This is a genomic window from Anaerobutyricum hallii DSM 3353 (assembly GCF_000173975.1).
Taxonomy (GTDB): domain Bacteria; phylum Bacillota; class Clostridia; order Lachnospirales; family Lachnospiraceae; genus Anaerobutyricum; species Anaerobutyricum hallii.
In genome coordinates this window covers 1-18463 of record NZ_ACEP01000070.1, presented here as the reverse complement: position 1 = coordinate 18463, position 18463 = coordinate 1, and the positions used below count along the sequence as shown (strand labels likewise).

The 18463-nt window shown below is 38.5% G+C and carries 10 protein-coding genes; 9 read left to right on the top strand and 1 reads right to left on the bottom strand.

The window, feature by feature from the left end; translation table 11 throughout:
• The first annotated feature begins 278 nt into the window (after window positions 1-278).
• The 4 genes from EUBHAL_RS06835 to EUBHAL_RS14770 all read left to right on the top strand — a co-directional run bounded on the left by EUBHAL_RS06835 (window position 279) and on the right by EUBHAL_RS14770 (window position 5876).
• The gene (locus EUBHAL_RS06835; protein WP_005347006.1) at window positions 279-1076 is read left to right on the top strand and encodes an N-acetylmuramoyl-L-alanine amidase family protein; all 798 of its coding nucleotides are present in this window, start codon (window positions 279-281) and stop codon (window positions 1074-1076) included.
• A gap of 194 nt (window positions 1077-1270) precedes the next feature.
• Window positions 1271-2671: an LTA synthase family protein gene (locus EUBHAL_RS14780; RefSeq protein WP_005347004.1), complete on the top strand. Its 1401-nt coding sequence runs from the start codon at window positions 1271-1273 to the stop codon at window positions 2669-2671.
• Between the two features lie 24 nt (window positions 2672-2695).
• Complete coding sequence (locus tag EUBHAL_RS14775) at window positions 2696-3571, top strand: LTA synthase family protein (protein WP_005347003.1); 876 nt, start codon at window positions 2696-2698, stop codon at window positions 3569-3571.
• Window positions 3572-3587: 16 nt separating this feature from the next.
• Window positions 3588-5876: an LTA synthase family protein gene (locus tag EUBHAL_RS14770; RefSeq protein WP_005347002.1), complete on the top strand. Its 2289-nt coding sequence runs from the start codon at window positions 3588-3590 to the stop codon at window positions 5874-5876.
• Between the two features lie 96 nt (window positions 5877-5972).
• Here EUBHAL_RS14770 and htpG read toward each other — a convergent pair whose 3' ends face one another.
• Window positions 5973-7955, bottom strand: a complete 1983-nt coding sequence (htpG, locus tag EUBHAL_RS06820) for a molecular chaperone HtpG (protein ID WP_044922367.1) — start codon at window positions 7953-7955, stop codon at window positions 5973-5975.
• Between the two features lie 525 nt (window positions 7956-8480).
• Here htpG and EUBHAL_RS16160 point away from each other — a divergent pair.
• The 5 genes from EUBHAL_RS16160 to uvrA all read left to right on the top strand — a co-directional run bounded on the left by EUBHAL_RS16160 (window position 8481) and on the right by uvrA (window position 18447).
• Window positions 8481-10178: a nitrite/sulfite reductase gene (locus EUBHAL_RS16160; protein WP_005347000.1), complete on the top strand. Its 1698-nt coding sequence runs from the start codon at window positions 8481-8483 to the stop codon at window positions 10176-10178.
• A gap of 459 nt (window positions 10179-10637) precedes the next feature.
• A complete protein-coding gene (locus EUBHAL_RS06810; protein ID WP_005346997.1) occupies window positions 10638-11519 on the top strand; it encodes a class C sortase in 882 nt (293 codons plus the stop codon).
• 60 nt (window positions 11520-11579) lie between these two features.
• Window positions 11580-13136, top strand: a complete 1557-nt coding sequence (locus EUBHAL_RS06805; protein WP_005346995.1) for an isopeptide-forming domain-containing protein — start codon at window positions 11580-11582, stop codon at window positions 13134-13136.
• Between the two features lie 448 nt (window positions 13137-13584).
• Complete coding sequence (uvrB, locus tag EUBHAL_RS06800; protein WP_005346993.1) at window positions 13585-15579, top strand: excinuclease ABC subunit UvrB; 1995 nt, start codon at window positions 13585-13587, stop codon at window positions 15577-15579.
• A 15-nt stretch (window positions 15580-15594) separates the two neighbouring features.
• On the top strand, window positions 15595-18447 hold the full coding sequence (gene uvrA, locus EUBHAL_RS06795; protein WP_005346991.1) for an excinuclease ABC subunit UvrA: 2853 nt from the start codon (window positions 15595-15597) through the stop codon (window positions 18445-18447).
• The last annotated feature ends 16 nt before the right edge of the window (window positions 18448-18463 follow it).

Here is an 18463-nt window from a genome sequence, read left to right as displayed (position 1 = left end):
GCAACCACTATTTAATTCAAACAAAATCCATCCAAAGACAGCCCGGGAAGAGAACCGATACCCTATATTTGTGGCCTCGGAGCAAGGTTTAGATGCGAGCACATAAAGCGAGCATTTAAACCGCCGCGACTAAAGTCACAAATATAGGGTATCGGTTCTCTTCCCGGGCGTCTGTTTGTCTAACGAATTAAATAGTAAATTAAATCAGTGGACGTATATTTTTGCAGAGTGTATAATGGACTTATAAATTTTACAGGGAGGAATAAAAAGTGAAGAAAATGATGAAAAAAACGTTTAGCTTGCTGATGATTTTTATGCTGGTTTTTACTATGATTCCGACAAGTACATTGAAAGTATCTGCTAAAGCAGCGGCAGCGACTACACAGGCAAAGAAAGCAACAACAAAGACAGCAAAAAAGACAGCAAAAAAGAAAAAAAAGACAAAAGCAAAGAAGCAGAGAACTGTATTTATAGCGGCTGGACACCAGCAGAGAGGAATCTCTTCTACAGAAAGATTAGCGCCAGGTTCTTCCAGAAGAAAAGCAAAACTGACATCTGGTACTGCTGGTGTACGTACGCATATCCCAGAATATAAGACTAATCTTGCAATTGCAAAAGCGACAAAAAAAGAGCTGAAGAAGAGAGGATATAAAGTAATCATGCTCCGAACAACCAATAATTGTCCACTTTCTAACCAGCAGAGAACAAAGAAAGCGAATAAGAGTGGTGCGGATATCCATATCTGTATTCACTGTAATGCATCAGGAGCAAGTGCGAGAGGTCCTTTGGTTTGTGTTCCCGGAAGTTCACGTTATGTTGGAAAGAAGATATTTAACAGTTCACGCCGTCTTGGAAGCTGCCTGTTAAGTTCCGTAGCAAAAGCTGTGAATAAGAAAAGTCACGGAACAATCCGCTCAGATTATTATACAACTATTAACTGGGCAAAGATTCCTACAATGATTTTAGAGTGTGGTTTCCTCACAAATCCAACAGAGGACCGTCAGTTGAATTCTTCTTCTTACCAGAAGAAACTTGCGAAGGGAATTGCGAATGGCGTAGATAAATATTTCAAATAGTATCGTTTTATGTAGTACCTGCATTTACAATTCTATCTTTTCATGCTATAATTCTTGATTGGTTTGTTTTAGAGAGCGTGTGTGGTTCATATCTTGCAGAAAGCATTTATGAAATACGTTTGAGAAGTACAAAACAAAAACAAGATTAAAAAATGTAATATAGCAAATTACATAAAATACATAAGGAGGAAAAGATGGAAAATCAGGGGAACATGCAGAGCAGGAAAAAAGCGGCAGTAATCTATTTTCTGGCCGCTTTTTTTATTGCGTGCATAGGAATTGCAGGGGCCAATTATTTAAAAGGAGAGCTTGGCCTTTCTGCTGAAGAATTGGTAAAAAAAGTGGAACTGACTGTAGAAATAGCAGTATTATTAGGAATTGCAATAGCAGTACGTCATCTGCTAAAGAAAAGAAATAGAAAGATAGCAGGTATTATTGTTCTTCTTTTTGTTGCGGGAGTTTTTTCATGGCAGAATTCTGGAATCTGGCAGGAAAGCCAGTTGAAGCCGCAGCGATTAGAAACACCGGAAAGTGAATTTGATCGTTATGATATTAAAGATGGTCATTTTACAGTAGCAGAGGCAAACGCAAATATTGTAAAAGAAATTAATGTAGATTATCTTGATAATGTTACGGTACATTTTTCAAAACCAGTTACACAGAAAGTTATTGTGCGTGTTCTGTATGAGACAAAGACACAGCATGGATTTGATAATAAAACAAGAAAAATGCGTGTAAAAGTTCATAAGGGAGAGACAGTAGGCTGTGTTTCAATGAAAGTAAAAGATGTTACGAGAATTAAAATTGGTATCGGAAGAAAGATTGGAACACAGTTTGATTATGGATATACCGAAATCAATGGAAATTATGCGGCACGTATGCATCAAAAGAAAGTCAGCATGGTGAAATATTTTGTGTTTTTCATGCTGATTCCGGCAGGATATTTTATATTAGCAGCAGGAAAGAAGTGGCAGGAGAAAACGGATAAAAATATTTGCCTGCGAATTTTATCTTTTCCATTTGGATTTATAACAATTCTTTCATTATTTGCCACCTTCCTTGTAGTGAATTTAGTAGAATGGGTGAAGATGACATGTGGAAATGTTTCATTTTCCATTATCCTTTTACAGCTTACAAGTCCGATAAAAGGAACAGATAGCGGAATTATAAACAGTATCATCAAGACTGCAGTAGTTCCTCCGGTACTTCTTGCCGTAGCAGCTGTACTGTGCTATCTTTTCATTGTGCGGGGAATGTATGCATTAGAAGATCTTCCAGTGAAGAAAATTCCAAGATGGAGTAAGATTTGTATAGAAGTAGTTATGGTTGTATTTTTTCTGCATACTGTACAGGTACAGGGAACAGAGATAGGTATGTGGGATTACATACAAAGTGTGAGGGAGAGTTCTGATTTTTATGAAAAAGAATATGTGAATCCTGCAAAGGTAAAGATGACATTTCCTAAGGAAAAGAAAAATCTGATTTACATATTTATGGAATCTATGGAAAGCAGTTACGCAGATAAGGAAGATGGTGGAACTATGGATGATAATTATATTCCGAACCTGACGAAGCTTGCAAGAGAAAATGTATAGTTTACTGATAAGAAAGATGGAAAAGTGGGTGGACCTGTCTGTTTAGAAGCAACAGCGTATACTGCCGGTGGATTGGTAGCACAGACATCTGCAATTAACTTAAAAGTAATGAATTCTGGGGCAGTATCTGACTCATTCCTTCCTAACCTGACAGCACTTGGTGATATCCTTAACAAACAGGGATACAATCAGATGTTTTTGTGTGGAAGTGATGGAGATTTTGCAGGGCGAGATGCCTATTTTAAAACACATAAAGACTATCAGATTGAAGATTATAAAGCCGCAATAAAAGAAGGAGATATCCCAAAAGATTATAAAGTGTACTGGGGTCATGAGGATAAAGTTCTATATGAAAGAGCAAAAAAGAATCTGAAAAAATTATCTAAGGAAGGTAAACCTTTTAATCTTACTATGCTGACGGTAGACACACATTTCCCTAATGGATATATTTGTGATTTATGTGAGAACAAATACGATACCACTTACGGGAATGCAGTAGCCTGTGCAGACCGTCAGGTTTACGACTTTGTACAATGGATAAAGAAACAGGACTTCTATGAAGACACGACAATTATTATTGCCGGAGATCATACTTCTATGGTAGATACAGGAAGTAAGTTCTGGAAAAGTTTAAGCAATGACTATCAGCGTACGGTATATAATGCAATAATTAATCCGCAATGTGCATATAAGAAAAAAGTTACGACAAAGAGAAAGTTTTCTACAATGGATATGTTCCCAACAACATTGGCGGCTCTTGGTGTAGAAATTGATGGGAATAAACTTGGATTAGGAACTAATTTATTTTCAGGAGAAGAGACGTTGAGAGAAGAATTAGGTGCTAATTATATTAATAAAGAACTGAAACGAAACGATAAAATGTATAATCAGTTTTATTAGGAGAAGATTGAAACAGATGAATAAGCAACAAAAGAATTATATAAAAGCTGTAGTAGGATTTGTTTTGGCTGCAATAATCCTCTGTGCAGGAATCATGACTGCCCTTTATCTTATGAGAGAAGAAAAAGGAATGGAAAACCTGATGGCACCAGTATTAAAAAGACTGATTGCAGGCATTTTGCTCTTTGGCCTTACTGTGTGTTGGAGACATTTTTTAAAAAAATCTGTCAGTAAAGTAGCAGGGATAATAGTTATTGTGCTTCTTAGTTTATTTTTTGCATGGCATATTTCTGGAATTCCGCAGGAAAAAGCATTAAAACCGCAGAATGTGAATCTGGAAAAAGCAGAATTTCGTGGGTATGAGATAAATGGAAATCATTTTCTTATTAAAGAAGCAAGACCTTTTATAAAGTATAAGATGCAGTCCTCGAAAATTGCCAATGTAAAAGTATATTTTGAAGAACCAGTGGCGCAGGATACAGATGTAAAAATTTCTTACCAGACCAAAGAAAAGCCTACTTATGAACAGAACCCAAGAGTATGGGCTAATATAAAAAAAGGAGAAAAAATAGCATTTGGAGAGATAGATGCTACTGGAATAACAAGGATAAAAGTTCGTTTTGGAAGCAAGATAGGGCAGCAGTTTGTATTAGATCATATAGAATTAAATGCAAATTACAGGGAGCGTGTGCAGAAAAAACAGATAACAATGATAATTTATTTTATGATGTTTTTGCTTATGCCGGCTTGCTATTTGCTATTATCTCATGCGGTTGAACTTCAGAAGAGGACGGATCAGAACAAAATATTGAAAGTATTATCATTTCCGTTTGGTTTATTAGTTCCGGTAGCCTTATTTATAACACTGCTGGTATGTAGTATGGTTGCATGGCTTAAAAGTACATGTGGGGATGTTTCATTTTCCATTATTGTGCTGCAGCTTACCAGTCCGATAAAAGGAACGGACAGTGGCGTAATAAACAGTATTATAAAAACAGGAATTATTCCGCCGCTCCTTGTTACGCTTACGATTAGCATAGTTTATCTTATTATGGTAAGAGTATTATACAATCTTGAAGATTTACCTGTAAAAAAGGTTCCTGCATGGACTAAAATCTGTCTGGAAATTATTCTGCTCATTGCCCTGGTTGGAACAATACAAGTTCAGGGAACAAAAGTAGGTATGTGGGAGTATATAAAAAGTGTTCAGGAGAAAACGGATTTCTATGAAAAATATTATGTAAACCCAGCTAAGACAAAACTTGATTTTCCATCTCAAAAAAGAAATTTGATTTATATATTTATGGAATCAATGGAAAGTAGTTATGCCGATCAGGAAGATGGCGGTATCATGGATGATAATTATATTCCGAATCTGACAAAATTGGCGAAGGAAAATATAAATTTTTCAGATAAGGCGGATGGAAAGCTAGGCGGGCCAACTTGTTTAGAGGCAACGGCTTATACGGTTGGAGGAATGGTTGCACAGACAGCAGCAATTAATTTAAAGCTTCATAATTCGGGATCTATGTTTGGAAACTTTCTTCCTAATTTAACAACAATGGGAGATATTCTTAATAAAGAAGGATACCAGCAGGTGTTTTTGTGTGGAAGTGAGGGAGACTTTGCCGGAAGAGATACATACTTTACAAGCCACAAAGATTTTCATATAGAAGATTATAACGCAGCGAAAAAAGAAGGATTCATTGCGCCGGATTACAAAGTATTTTGGGGGCATGAAGACGAAATATTATATAAACGTGCGAAGAAGCAGCTCGAACAGCTTTCTTCGTCTGACAAACCATTTAATCTTACAATGCTGACGGTGGATACGCATTTTCCACGAGGTTATAAATGCCGACTTTGTAAAGATAAATATAACAGACAATATGCTAATGTAATTGCCTGTGCAGACCAGCAGGTATATGACTTTGTAGAATGGATAAAAAAACAGGATTTTTACAAAAATACGACAATTGTTATAGCTGGTGATCATACGACAATGGTCGATACGTCCGATCCGATATGGGGTAATTTAAATAATAATTATAAAAGAACCGTGTATAATACAATTATCAATGCTGATTGTACCTATAAAGAAAATGTGACCGAAAACAGAGATTTTTCTACAATGGATATGTTTCCAACGACATTAGCAGCTTTGGGAGTACAGATTGATGGAAATCGCCTGGGATTAGGAACGAATCTGTTCTCTGGTCAAAAAACACTTCCAGAGAAATTAGGAAGAGGATATATTAATCAGGAATTAAAGAAAAACGACAAAGAATATAATGGATTTTATTAACTTCTGATTGTGCAGCAAGGGAGACGCCCTCTGGGAATGAAATAAGGATTATTTCATTCCCAGAGGGCGTCTCCCTTGCCTGCGGCAAATCAGAAATTATTTCGTCAGAATGGAGAGTATTTTATTGGAACGTGCAACAAATGCAGTCATCTCTTCCGGTTTCAGCGGATGGTTTGCCAGACGTGCAAGGTCATAGAGCTGCTGGCAGATTGTAGTAGTATTTTCGCTTTCGTCATTGTTTAAAACATACTGAACTAAGTCATTGTTCATGTTAAGGACGAGAGTTTCACCTTCTGCACCAAGTCCTGTGGAGCTGTTGCTCATTCCGTACATTTCCATCATTTCGGACATACGACGTGTTTGTTCAGAAACGGTGATCATAGAAGGCATATCGGCATTTTTCAGCTTTTCAACTTTTACGATTAAGTTTTCAACACCAGTTGCCTTTTTGAACTTCTCGGAAAGCTTTTCAGTGAGTTCTTTTTCTTCGTTCTCATCAATTGTTTCTTTGAAGTTATCAGTCAGTTCAGAGTCGATACGCAGGAATTTTACTTCTGGATTTCTCTGCTCTAAGTGAGTGATAAATGTTGTATCAATCTGGTGTGTCAGGTAGATGGCATCAATTTCCTGTTCTTTGAACATATTGATATACTGAGACTGTGCTACTTCATCTGTGATATAGAAAACATTGTTTTCGTATTTTTCTTTACCAGCTTCAAGATAATCTGGAAGTGTAACATATTTGCCCTCCATGTTCTTGAAGATGATGTAATCTTTCATCTTATCGTTAAATTTCTGGTCACGGATGCAGCCAAACTTAATGAATGGGCTGATGTCATCCCAGTATTTTTCATAGTTTTCACGATCGGTCTTGCACATACCGGAAAGCTTTTCCGCAACTTTCTTAGTGATGTAGTTAGAAATTTTCTTAACAAAACCGTCATTCTGTAATGCACTTCTTGATACGTTCAGTGGAAGGTCTGGACAGTCAATGCATCCCTTTAATAATAAGAGGTATTCAGGAATAACTTCTTTAATATTATCTGCGATAAATACCTGATTGTTATATAACTTAATTGTTCCCTCGATTGTATCATATTTTGTATTGATTTTAGGGAAATAAAGGATACCTTTTAAGTTAAATGGATAATCCATGTTCAAATGAATCCAGAATAAAGGCTCTTTATAATCGTGGAATACATCACGGTAAAATTCTTTATATTCTTCATCAGTACAGTCGTTTGGATGCTTTGTCCATAATGGATGAATCTGGTTGATTGGCTTAGGTGCATCATCTTCTTCCTCTTCTTCCTCTTCAAGAGTTACTTCGGAATCACCATCTTCTGTATCAGCGTTATTTTCTTTTGCATCAGCGTCCTTTACGTCTACGTCAATTACCTTTTCTTCAGCATCCTTTTTGGCAGCTTCCTCAGCCTTTTTCGCTTCTTCTTCCTCATTTACAAAGTAAATTTCAACTGGCATGAAAGAACAGTATTTGTTAAGAACTTCGCGGCAGCGGTATTCATTACAGAATTCATAACTCTCATCGTTGAGGTAAAGAGTAATTGTTGTACCACGCTCTGCTTTGTCACCATCTTCCATATCAAATTCTGTACCACCATCACATTCCCAGTGAACTGGTGTAGCGCCTTCTTTATAAGAAAGAGTATCAATAGTAACCTTATCAGCAACCATAAATGCAGAATAGAAACCAAGTCCGAAATGACCTATAATCTGCTCATCACTTGCTTTGTCTTTATACTGTTCCATGAAAGCAGCAGCACCAGAAAAAGCAATCTGATTGATGTATTCGTCTACTTCGTCCTCTGTCATACCAATACCATTATCAATAAAGGTAAGAGTCTTGTCAGTAGGATTAATACGAACTTCTACTTTATACTTCTCATCGTCAGCTTCTTCAAATTCACCCATAACAGAAAGCTTTTTCAGCTTTGTTACAGCATCGCATCCGTTACTTACTAACTCACGGATGAAAATGTCGTGGTCAGAATAGAGCCATTTCTTTATAATAGGAAAAATATTTTCACTGTTAATTGATAAACTTCCCTGTTTAGCCATAATAAGCATCTCCTTAAAATTAATTATATAAATGTAGGCTAATATTCTATGAACTAAGTCAAAAAACTTCTGACTGGAATATTGCCTTTGTATTTTTATCAATACCATTCTTATACTAATACCAGTTTGCAGGAATGTCAAGAAAAAATTAGCACTCAATTTAAATGAGTGCTAACAATTGCGTTTTGCCGCAGGCAAAGGAGAGACGTCTTTCTTGGAAACTGTCTTTGGTAATTGGAGTAAATGTAGGATATTGCTACATTATGCCAGTAGTTTGAGTATTGGCCCTTTCAAATTTAATTTCCTAATGAGTACAATTTTCTGAGAAATCCCCAAATTGTCAAACAATAACTTTACCAATTAGTTTCCTGGTTAGCCTGTCGCTTTTGTTTAGCTCAACAAATTACTATTAAATTTATTACTACTTTCGCAGGTAGGATAAGTATGATATAATTTAATTCGTTATTATTGCGAGAAAATCATAATTCGTTATAGAGAATACATAGAAAGTAAGGTCGAGGAAATATGAATCAGGAATTAATGAAGGAATTTAAAGCAGATTTAAAAGAATTTCGAGAGATGACAGAGAAATTTTATGCAAAAGAAGTCAGTGTGAAAGATTATAAAGGGTTCTCTGGCGGCTTTGGAAGTTATGCACAAAAAGGTGGAGAAGCGAGCATGCTCCGCCTGCGTATGCCAGGCGGCAGAGTGACGAAGGAAAAGTTAAAGTTCCTCGTAGATTCTATTGAAAGGTATGATGTGAAAAGAGCACATATCACAACTTGCCAGACAGTGCAGTTTCATGATTTAGATGCAAAGGCGGTTTGCGATATTATGGAGCAGGCAATGGATGCTGGCATTGTTACTCGAGGAGGCGGTGGAGATTTCCCAAGAAATACTATGGTCTCTCCCCTCTCTGGGGTGGAACAGGGGGAATATTTCGATGTACTTCCTTATGCGGAAGAAGCGGGAGATTATCTGATGGGAATCATCAAGACGGTGAAGCTTCCAAGAAAGTTAAAAGTAGGATTTTCTAATTCTCTGGCGAATGTAACACATGCAACATTTAGAGATCTTGGATTTGTAGCAAAAGAAGAAGGAACTTTTGATGTATACAGTGCAGGCGGACTGGGAAATAATTACCGAATGGGAGTAAAGGTTGCGGAAAATGTAAAGCCTGAAGAGGTACTTTATTATGTAGAAGCAATGGTTCGGACATTTACTACTTATGGTAATTATGAGAGTCGTGCTAAATCAAGAACAAGATACATGCAGGAGACATTAGGGGTAGATGGCTACCGCAAAGCATATCAGGAAAAGTTAGCAGAAGTAAAGGCAGAATATAAAGATTCTCTTCTTATAAAGTTAGAAGGAAAAGTAGCCGAAAATGCAATAAATAATATGGAAAATAATAGTGCGGATGATGTTGAAGGAAAAAACACTGCTGATATGTCAGAAAATATAACAGAGAGCATAACCAAGAATGTAGCAGACAACATAGTAAAAACGGATGAAAATGTTATATTAGAAACAGCAGAAAGTTATCCACAAAAAGAAGCAGCATCAGAACGTATTCTTCCACAGAAACAACAGGGACTATATGCAGTGGCATATCACCCAATAGGTGGAATTGTCCCAGTGAAGAAGTTTGGAGAAATTTATAATATAATAAAAGATATTGGAGACGCAGAAGTTCGCATTGCTCCAGATGAAACATTGTATATTATTAATCTGAATGCGTCACAGGCAAAGGAGATTGCTGCAATTACAGAAGACGGGGCAAAAAACTTGTTTGAAACATCTGTATCATGTATTGGAAGTACCGTATGCCAGATTGGACTTAGAGATTCTCAGGGATTGCTTGCAAGTATTGTGGCGACAGTAGAGCCTTATCATTTTGCAGATGGGGTACTTCCAAGAATTCATATATCTGGATGTACTTCTTCTTGCGGAACACATCAGATCGGAAAGCTTGGTTTCCACGGGGCATCTAAACGTGTGGATGGAAAAATGCAGCCGGCATTTGCTTTTCATGTAAATGGAACAGATGCACAGGGAGCAGAGCATTTTGGAGAAGAATGGGGAACAATGCTTGCAGAAGAAATCCCAGATTTCTTTGTAGAACTTGGTCAGATGATTTCGGCAGAGCATTTAACCTATGAAAGCTGGTATACCCAAAATCCAGAAAAACTTAAGAAAATAGCAGAAAAATATATTCGTTAAAACAATTTAATGTACTCTCGGAAGCTTTTTGTGCTTGATTTTGTGAGAAGATTTTTTGTAAGTTGTGTCCAAATTTCTGAAGCGTACGCGGTACGTACGTTGATGAAATTCGGGTGCGACTGGCGGAAAATCAGCCACAAAAGCAAGTGCAGGAAAGACTCCGAGAGTACATTTTATTAAAAGTAATAAAAAAGTATCGTCTCACCTCTTTGATGCGGTACTTTTTTATTTTTTGCTTTTAATAAATTGAGAAGAAGTAGTGTTATTTTTCCTTCAGATATATCAGATGTGAGATGACTCCCACCTGTAGGTGGTGAGCAACAAATCAGTATCAGTGGGGGCTTCCCGATTTCTACAGGTGGGGGAAGATGTCACTTCCAAAGAAAAAATTCAATAACTTTGATAAAAAATTATCAATTGGTAAAAAGAAAAAAGCAAGGAAAAAACAGGTTAGGCGAAATGAAAAGTAAGATATTAGGAATACTGATCACACTGCTTTTTGTGGCAGGATATGCGACGTTGAATTATCCGGTACTTGGGACGCTTTATAATCAGATTCGTGAGGGAAAGGTAATAGATTCTTATGATCATGCAGTCCATACGATGAATGAGCAGAAGCGTAAAAAGTATTGGGAGGATGCCAGAGAATATAATGAGAGACTGGCAAGAGAGAATCCACAGCTTTCAGATGCATTTTCACAGGAAGAGAAGAAGCCGGACAGCGCATATAATCATATTTTAAATATGGAAGAAAGCGGTGTTATGGGCGCTTTGGAGATTCCAAAGATTTCTCTGTATCTGCCAATTTATCATGGAACTTCTCAGGAAGTTCTGGAAAAAGGAATCGGGCATCTTGAGGGAAGTTCGATACCAATTGGAGGGAAGAATACCCATGCGGTATTGACCGGCCATCGAGGACTTCCCAGTGCGGAACTTTTTTCTAATTTAGATCAGATGGAGCGGAATGATGAATTTTACATTCATATTCTCGGTAAGACACTGGCATATAGAGTGTTTAATGTAGAGACAGTGAGGCCAGAAGAAACAGGACATCTTGCCATTGCGAGAGGGCAGGACAGGGTAACATTGGTAACATGTACTCCGTATGGAATTAATACGCATCGTCTGTTAGTTCACGCAAGGAGGGTACCATATAAGGAGAAGAGCAGCAGTTCTCGAAAGAATAATTTATGGAAGTGGCTGTTGAAGCAAAAAGTCTTGTTGATTTCAACGGGGATTCTTATACTTTTAATTATTTACAGCCTGGTGCGCAGCAGGAAGAATAGAAAGCGAAAGAAACGCAGGCATAAAAAGAAATCAGGCGGTAACAAAAAGAAATAAGAAGGTATAAGAAAGAAAAGGAATATACCATAATGAATTATTAAAAAGGAGGCACAGTTGATGAAATCTATAATAGCCAGGAAGTTTAGTAAGTATATTGGCGCTTTTTTTGCTATAGTGGCGATGGTGGCAGGGTTGTTGCTGCCAGCGCAGATAAAAGCAGCAGATAGCTATAATAAGGACAAAAAAGGCAGCATAACGATTAATTTGGATGATGTAAAGCAGGAAGACAGCATTACGAATAAGAGTGGAGTTTCTGTCAGCATTTATCAGGTTGCATCTATCGGTCATGACGGGGTGAATATTTCTTTTGATATTGCGAGTTCTTTAGAATCTACAGGTGTAGATGTCAATGATATTACAACAAGTGATAAGAACCTGAATTCGGCGAAGAAGCTTACTACTGTCATTGACAATTCCGGTATTTCATCAGTAACAAAGAAAACAGATAGTAACGGTAAAGTTAGTTTTACGGATCTGGCGCAGGGAATGTATCTTGTCGAAGAAAAAGACAGCGCTTCTTATGGGATGTTTTCTCCATTTTTAGTTGCGATTCCATATATGGAAGATGGACAGAACTGGATTTATGATGTGGAGACTTATACCAAGGGAGTAAGTAATCAGCAGGGTTCTTTAGAAGTAACAAAGGCTTTAGTTTATATGGATCCGGAAACAGGGAAGATTTATAATCTGCAGGCGCCGAAATCTTATGAAGAGAATGGAGAGACTGTTCCAGGAGCAAGATATTATGTTGGATTGTTCTGCGATGCCGAAGGAACGATTCCTTATGGAAAGAATTACTTGAAGACAATTGATTTTAATGGAAGCCACAGTGAGACAATAAAGTATGATAATCTTCCAGACGGTATTTATTATCTGTTCGAAACAGATGAGAATGGTGTTCCATATGCTATGGGAGAGACCCATACAGAGAAGGATAGAACATATAAATGTGTAGTTGGAGATGGCTCCGGTGATTCTGCAGATAATAAAGTGCAGTTACAGGGCCGTCCACAGGGAAAGATGAATATCAGTAACGTATTTACTATTATTCCTGATGATTTCGTGGTTGTAGCAGAGCTGACCATTGAGAAGAAGGTGCTTGATCAGAATGGACAGCAGACAACAACAAATGATACGTTCTATGCTTCTGTCTACAAGCAGACAGGTTCAGACGATAATGTAGAGAATGAACTTATTCAGACAGTACAGTTACAGCAGAATGGTAAGGTGACTGTACCTGTTCGAGTTGAGAAGGATGGCAGCACAACGAAAGTTTACATAGAAGAGACAGATGCAGATGGTAACACGATTGATCCAGATAATTTTGCTTATAAGATCAGTGGTGAGGGCAATGTAGAATTATCTATGGAACAGCAAACTGGTACGATCACTCTTACAAATAGAGAAAAAGGTGACGAGGAGGAAGAGACAACTTCTAGTGAAGAGGAGACTACTTCAACAGAAAAGGAAAAGACACCACCTAATAATAAGAAGAAGAAGTCTAAGAGTGGTAAGACTGGCGATACTACACCAATCCTGACATGGATTATCATTGGAGTGGCTGCAGCCGTTGTGATTATCTTCCTTGTAGTAAGAAGACGAAAAAGTGAATAAAGCGTGATATAGCGTTTTCAGTATGCAGATACTTTCCGTATATGAGTGAATTGGTTGCCATTTTTTAACTACATTTTATGGATATCACTGATAATAATATATAGTTATACTGAATTTTAATAATTTTAAAGCAAGTAGAAAGATTCTACTTATATCCTTGAATTCCTACACCAGCCAATTTGATTCAAACAAAATCAAGCCAAAGAAAGTACCCGAAGAGAGAAGCCGCCCTATATATATGGTCTTAGAACGAGGACTGAATGTGAGCCGTCAAGCGAACATTCAGCCCATAGTGATAGAGTCACAGATATAGGGCGGCTTCTCTCTTCGGGTGCGTCTATTTCTTATATGAATTAAATCAGAACAAATATTTGGATTTTGTCTGTACATTTGTTCGTATATTTGATATAATCGGAAACATACTACGATAAGAGGGAGGATTTGCTTCATGGACCATTTCGAATTAGTGTCGGACTTCGCGCCGACTGGAGACCAGCCACAGGCAATTGAGGAGCTGGTAAAGGGATTTAAAGAAGGGAATCAGTTTGAGACTTTGCTTGGAGTTACTGGTTCCGGTAAGACATTTACGATGGCGAATGTCATTGCACAGTTGAATAAGCCGACGCTGATTCTGGCACATAATAAGACTCTGGCAGCGCAGCTTTACAGTGAGTTTAAGGCATTTTTTCCACATAATGCGGTAGAATATTTTGTGTCTTATTATGATTATTATCAGCCGGAAGCATATGTTCCTTCTACGGATACTTATATAGAGAAGGATTCTTCGATTAATGATGAGATAGATAAGCTGCGCCACAGTGCGACAGCAGCGCTGATTGAGAGGAAGGATGTCATTGTTGTGTCATCGGTTTCGTGTATTTACGGCATTGGTAGCAAGAACGATTATGCGAAGATGATGATTTCGCTGCGCCCTGGAATGGAGATTGACAGGGATGAGGTTGTGCGCCGTCTGATTGATATCCAGTATGTGCGTAATGAGCTTGATTTTAAGAGAGGCAGTTTCCGTGTACGTGGAGATGTGCTGGAAGTTGTGCCGGTTTCTTCTTTTGAAGATGCGATTCACATTGAATTTTTTGGTGATGAGATTGATCGGATTATGCAGGTCGATGTGCTGACGGGAGAGATTAAGGCAAGTCTTAATTTTGCGATTATTTTTCCGGCTTCGCATTATGTTGTGCCGCAGGAACAGATTGAGCGTGCGGTGAAGACGATTAAGGAAGAACTTGACGAGAGAGTGGAATATTTTAAGGAGAACGATCAGCTTTTAGAGGCACAGAGAATTTCAGAACGAACGAATTTTGATATAGAGATGTTAAAAGAGACAGGATTTTGTTCTGGAATTGAGAATTATTCGAGACATCTTACGGGATTAGAGCCGGGAAAGGCTCCGTATACGCTGATTGATTTCTTCGGGGATGATTTTCTTATGATTGTCGATGAGTCACATATTACAATTCCGCAGGTGCGGGGAATGTATGCAGGAGACCGTTCGAGAAAGCAGACATTAGTTGATTTCGGATTTCGGCTGCCTTCAGCTTTAGATAACCGTCCTCTTAATTTTGATGAATTTGAGGAGCGGATTGATCAGATGCTTTTTGTATCTGCGACTCCGAATGTGTACGAGGGAGAGCATGAGATGCTCCGGGCAGAACAGATTATCCGTCCGACAGGACTTCTTGACCCGCCGATTGATGTCCGGCCAGTAGAGGGACAGATTGATGATTTGATTAGTGAGATTAATAAAGAGGTAGCGAAGAAGAATAAAGTTCTGGTAACTACCCTGACGAAGCGGATGGCAGAAGATTTGACTGCTTATATGAAAGAATTGGATATTCGTGTGAAATATCTTCATTCCGATATTGATACATTAGAAAGAATTGAAATCGTAAGAGATTTGCGAATGGGTGTATTTGATGTTCTTGTTGGAATTAACCTTTTAAGAGAGGGATTAGATATTCCAGAGGTTACGCTGATTGCTATTCTTGATGCGGATAAGGAAGGATTTTTACGTTCAGAAACTTCTCTTGTACAGACAATCGGACGTGCCGCACGAAATGCAGAAGGACACGTTATTATGTACGGAGATACGATTACAGACTCCATGCGTGCCGCCATCACAGAAACAAAGCGGCGTCGTGAAATTCAGATGGCATATAATGAAGAACATGGCATTACGCCAAAGACTATTCAAAAGGCAATTCGGGATGTCATTTCTATTACCAATGAAGAAGCACCAGAGAAGAGCCGAGGTTCCTTAAAGAAAGATATGGAATCTATGAACCGTAAGGAACTTACGGAAATGATAGCTAAGTTAACAAAGAAGATGAATAAGGCAGCGGCAGAACTGAACTTTGAAGAAGCGGCAGAATTAAGAGATGAACTGAAAAAGTATAAGATTGCTTTGAGGGATTATGACGATTAGAAAGGATACAATATAATGAGCGAAAAGAAAGAATACATTCGCATTCGAGGGGCGCGTGAGCATAACCTTAAAAATATTAATATAGATATACCGAGAAATGAATTTGTAGTACTGACAGGACTTTCAGGTTCTGGTAAGTCCTCACTGGCATTTGATACGATTTATGCGGAGGGACAGAGAAGATATATGGAGTCACTGTCTTCGTATGCAAGACAGTTCTTAGGACAGATGGAAAAGCCGGACGTTGACGATATTCAGGGTCTTTCTCCTGCCATTTCGATTGATCAGAAGTCCACGAACCGCAATCCACGTTCTACAGTTGGTACAGTAACGGAAATCTATGATTATCTGCGGCTTCTTTATGCGAGAGTTGGCATTCCTCACTGTCCAAAGTGTGGAAAAGTAATTTCCAAGCAGACAGTAGACCAGATTGTAGATATTTTAATGAAGCTTCCAGAACGGACGAAAATTCAGCTTCTTGCACCGATTGTAAGAGGAAGAAAGGGAGAACATGTAAAAATATTAAAAGACGCAAAAAAGAGTGGCTATGTCCGTGTTCGCATTGACGGGAATCTGTATGACCTTGCAGAAGAGATTAAGTTAGAAAAAAATAAAAAGCACAATATTGAGATCATTGTAGACCGTTTGATGATAAAGGAAGGTATTGAAAACCGTCTTACAGATTCGATTGAGACCGTAATGAAGCTTACAGGGGGACTTTTGTTAGTAGATGTTGTTGGTGGGGAACCGATGAATTTTAGCCAGAGTTTTTCCTGCCCGGATTGTGGTATCAGCATTGATGAGATTGAGCCACGAAGCTTTTCTTTCAATAATCCGTTTGGAGCCTGTCCAGTCTGTCACGGACTTGGATTTAAGATGGAGTTTGATGTTGACCTGATGATTCCAGATAAAAAAATGAGTATTGCAGATGGGGCGATTACTGTATTGGGCTGGCAGTCTTGCACAGATCCAAAGAGTTATACGAGAGCAGTTCTTGATGCATTGGCAAGAGAGTATAATTTTGATTTGAGTACGCCATTTTGTGATTTAAGTCCGGAAGTCCAGAATATTATTATTCATGGAACGAATGGACATGAGGTAAAAGTATACTATAAAGGAAAGCGTGGAGAAGGTGTCTATGACGTTGCTTTTGAGGGTTTGCTTCGTAATGTACAGCGTCGTTATCGCGAGAATCATTCTGAACGTCAGAGAGCAGAATATGAAAACTTTATGACAGTGACTCCATGTGATAGTTGTCACGGTCAGCGATTAAAGCCTGAATCTCTGGCAGTAACAGTAGGTCAGTACAATATTTCCGAATTGACATGCCTCTCCGTAAAGCGATTAATTTCCTATTTTAATGAAATTGAACTTACAGAAAGACAGCAGCTTATCGGTAAACAGGTGTTAAGAGAAATTCGTGGAAGAATCGGCTTTTTAAATGATGTTGGTCTTGACTATTTAAGTCTTTCACAGCCAACAGGGACGCTTTCTGGTGGAGAAGCACAGCGAATTCGTCTTGCAACGCAGATTGGTTCTGGACTTGTTGGAGTGGCATACATTCTTGATGAACCGAGTATCGGTCTGCATCAGAGGGATAATGACAAACTCATTTCTGCATTAAAACGTCTGAGAGATTTAGGCAATTCACTTATTGTCGTTGAGCATGATGAAGATACGATGCGGGAGGCAGACTGCATTGTGGATATTGGACCAATGGCAGGCGAAAATGGTGGGAAAGTTGTCGCAGTTGGAACTGCAGAAGAACTGATGGCGAATCCAGATTCCATTACAGGAGCATACCTTAGCGGGAAAATGAAAATCCCTGTTCCAGAAGTTCGGAGAAAGCCGCAGGGGTATCTGACGGTGAAAGGAGCCTCGGAGAATAACTTAAAGAATATCAACGTGAAGTTTCCAATCGGCGTATTTACCTGTGTAACAGGAGTTTCCGGTTCAGGAAAAAGCTCCCTTGTCAATGAGATACTCTATAAGAAGCTTGCCTGCGTATTAAACCGTGCAAGAATTAAACCAGGAAAACATAAAGATATTGAAGGAACAGAACAGTTAGATAAGATAATCAACATTGACCAGTCTCCGATTGGACGTACTCCACGTTCTAATCCAGCCACTTATACAGGAGTATTTGATCATATCCGTGAATTGTTCGCTATGACAAAAGATGCCAAAGCAAGAGGATATGACAAAGGACGTTTCAGTTTCAATAAAAAGGGCGGCCGCTGTGAAGCCTGTGCCGGTGATGGTATTTTAAAGATAGAAATGCAGTTTCTTCCTGATGTATATGTACCATGTGAAGTCTGTCATGGAAAGCGTTACAACAGAGAGACATTGGAAGTAAAATACAAAGGCAAAAACATATTTGAAGTATTAGATATGAATGTCGATGAAGCATGTGAATTCTTTGAGAGCGTGCCATCAATCCGAAGAAAGATAGAGACACTTCGAGATGTAGGACTTTCCTATATCAAGTTAGGACAGCCATCGACAACCCTTTCCGGTGGAGAGGCACAGCGAGTAAAACTTGCCACAGAATTAAGCCGCCAGAGTACCGGAAAGACAATATATGTTTTAGACGAGCCAACAACGGGACTGCACTTCGCCGATGTTCATAAACTGGTTGATATTTTGCAGCGGTTAACGGAAGGTGGCAATACAGTTGTAGTCATTGAGCATAACCTTGAAGTTATCAAAACAGCCGATTATATCATTGATATGGGACCAGAAGGTGGCGAAGGCGGCGGCACGATGGTGACTTGCGGAACACCGGAAGAAGTTGCTGCGGTAGAAAAATCTTATACTGGAAAATATCTGAAAAAATATTTGAATCCTGATTTGCCGCAGGCAAGGTAGACGAACTCAGGGAGAT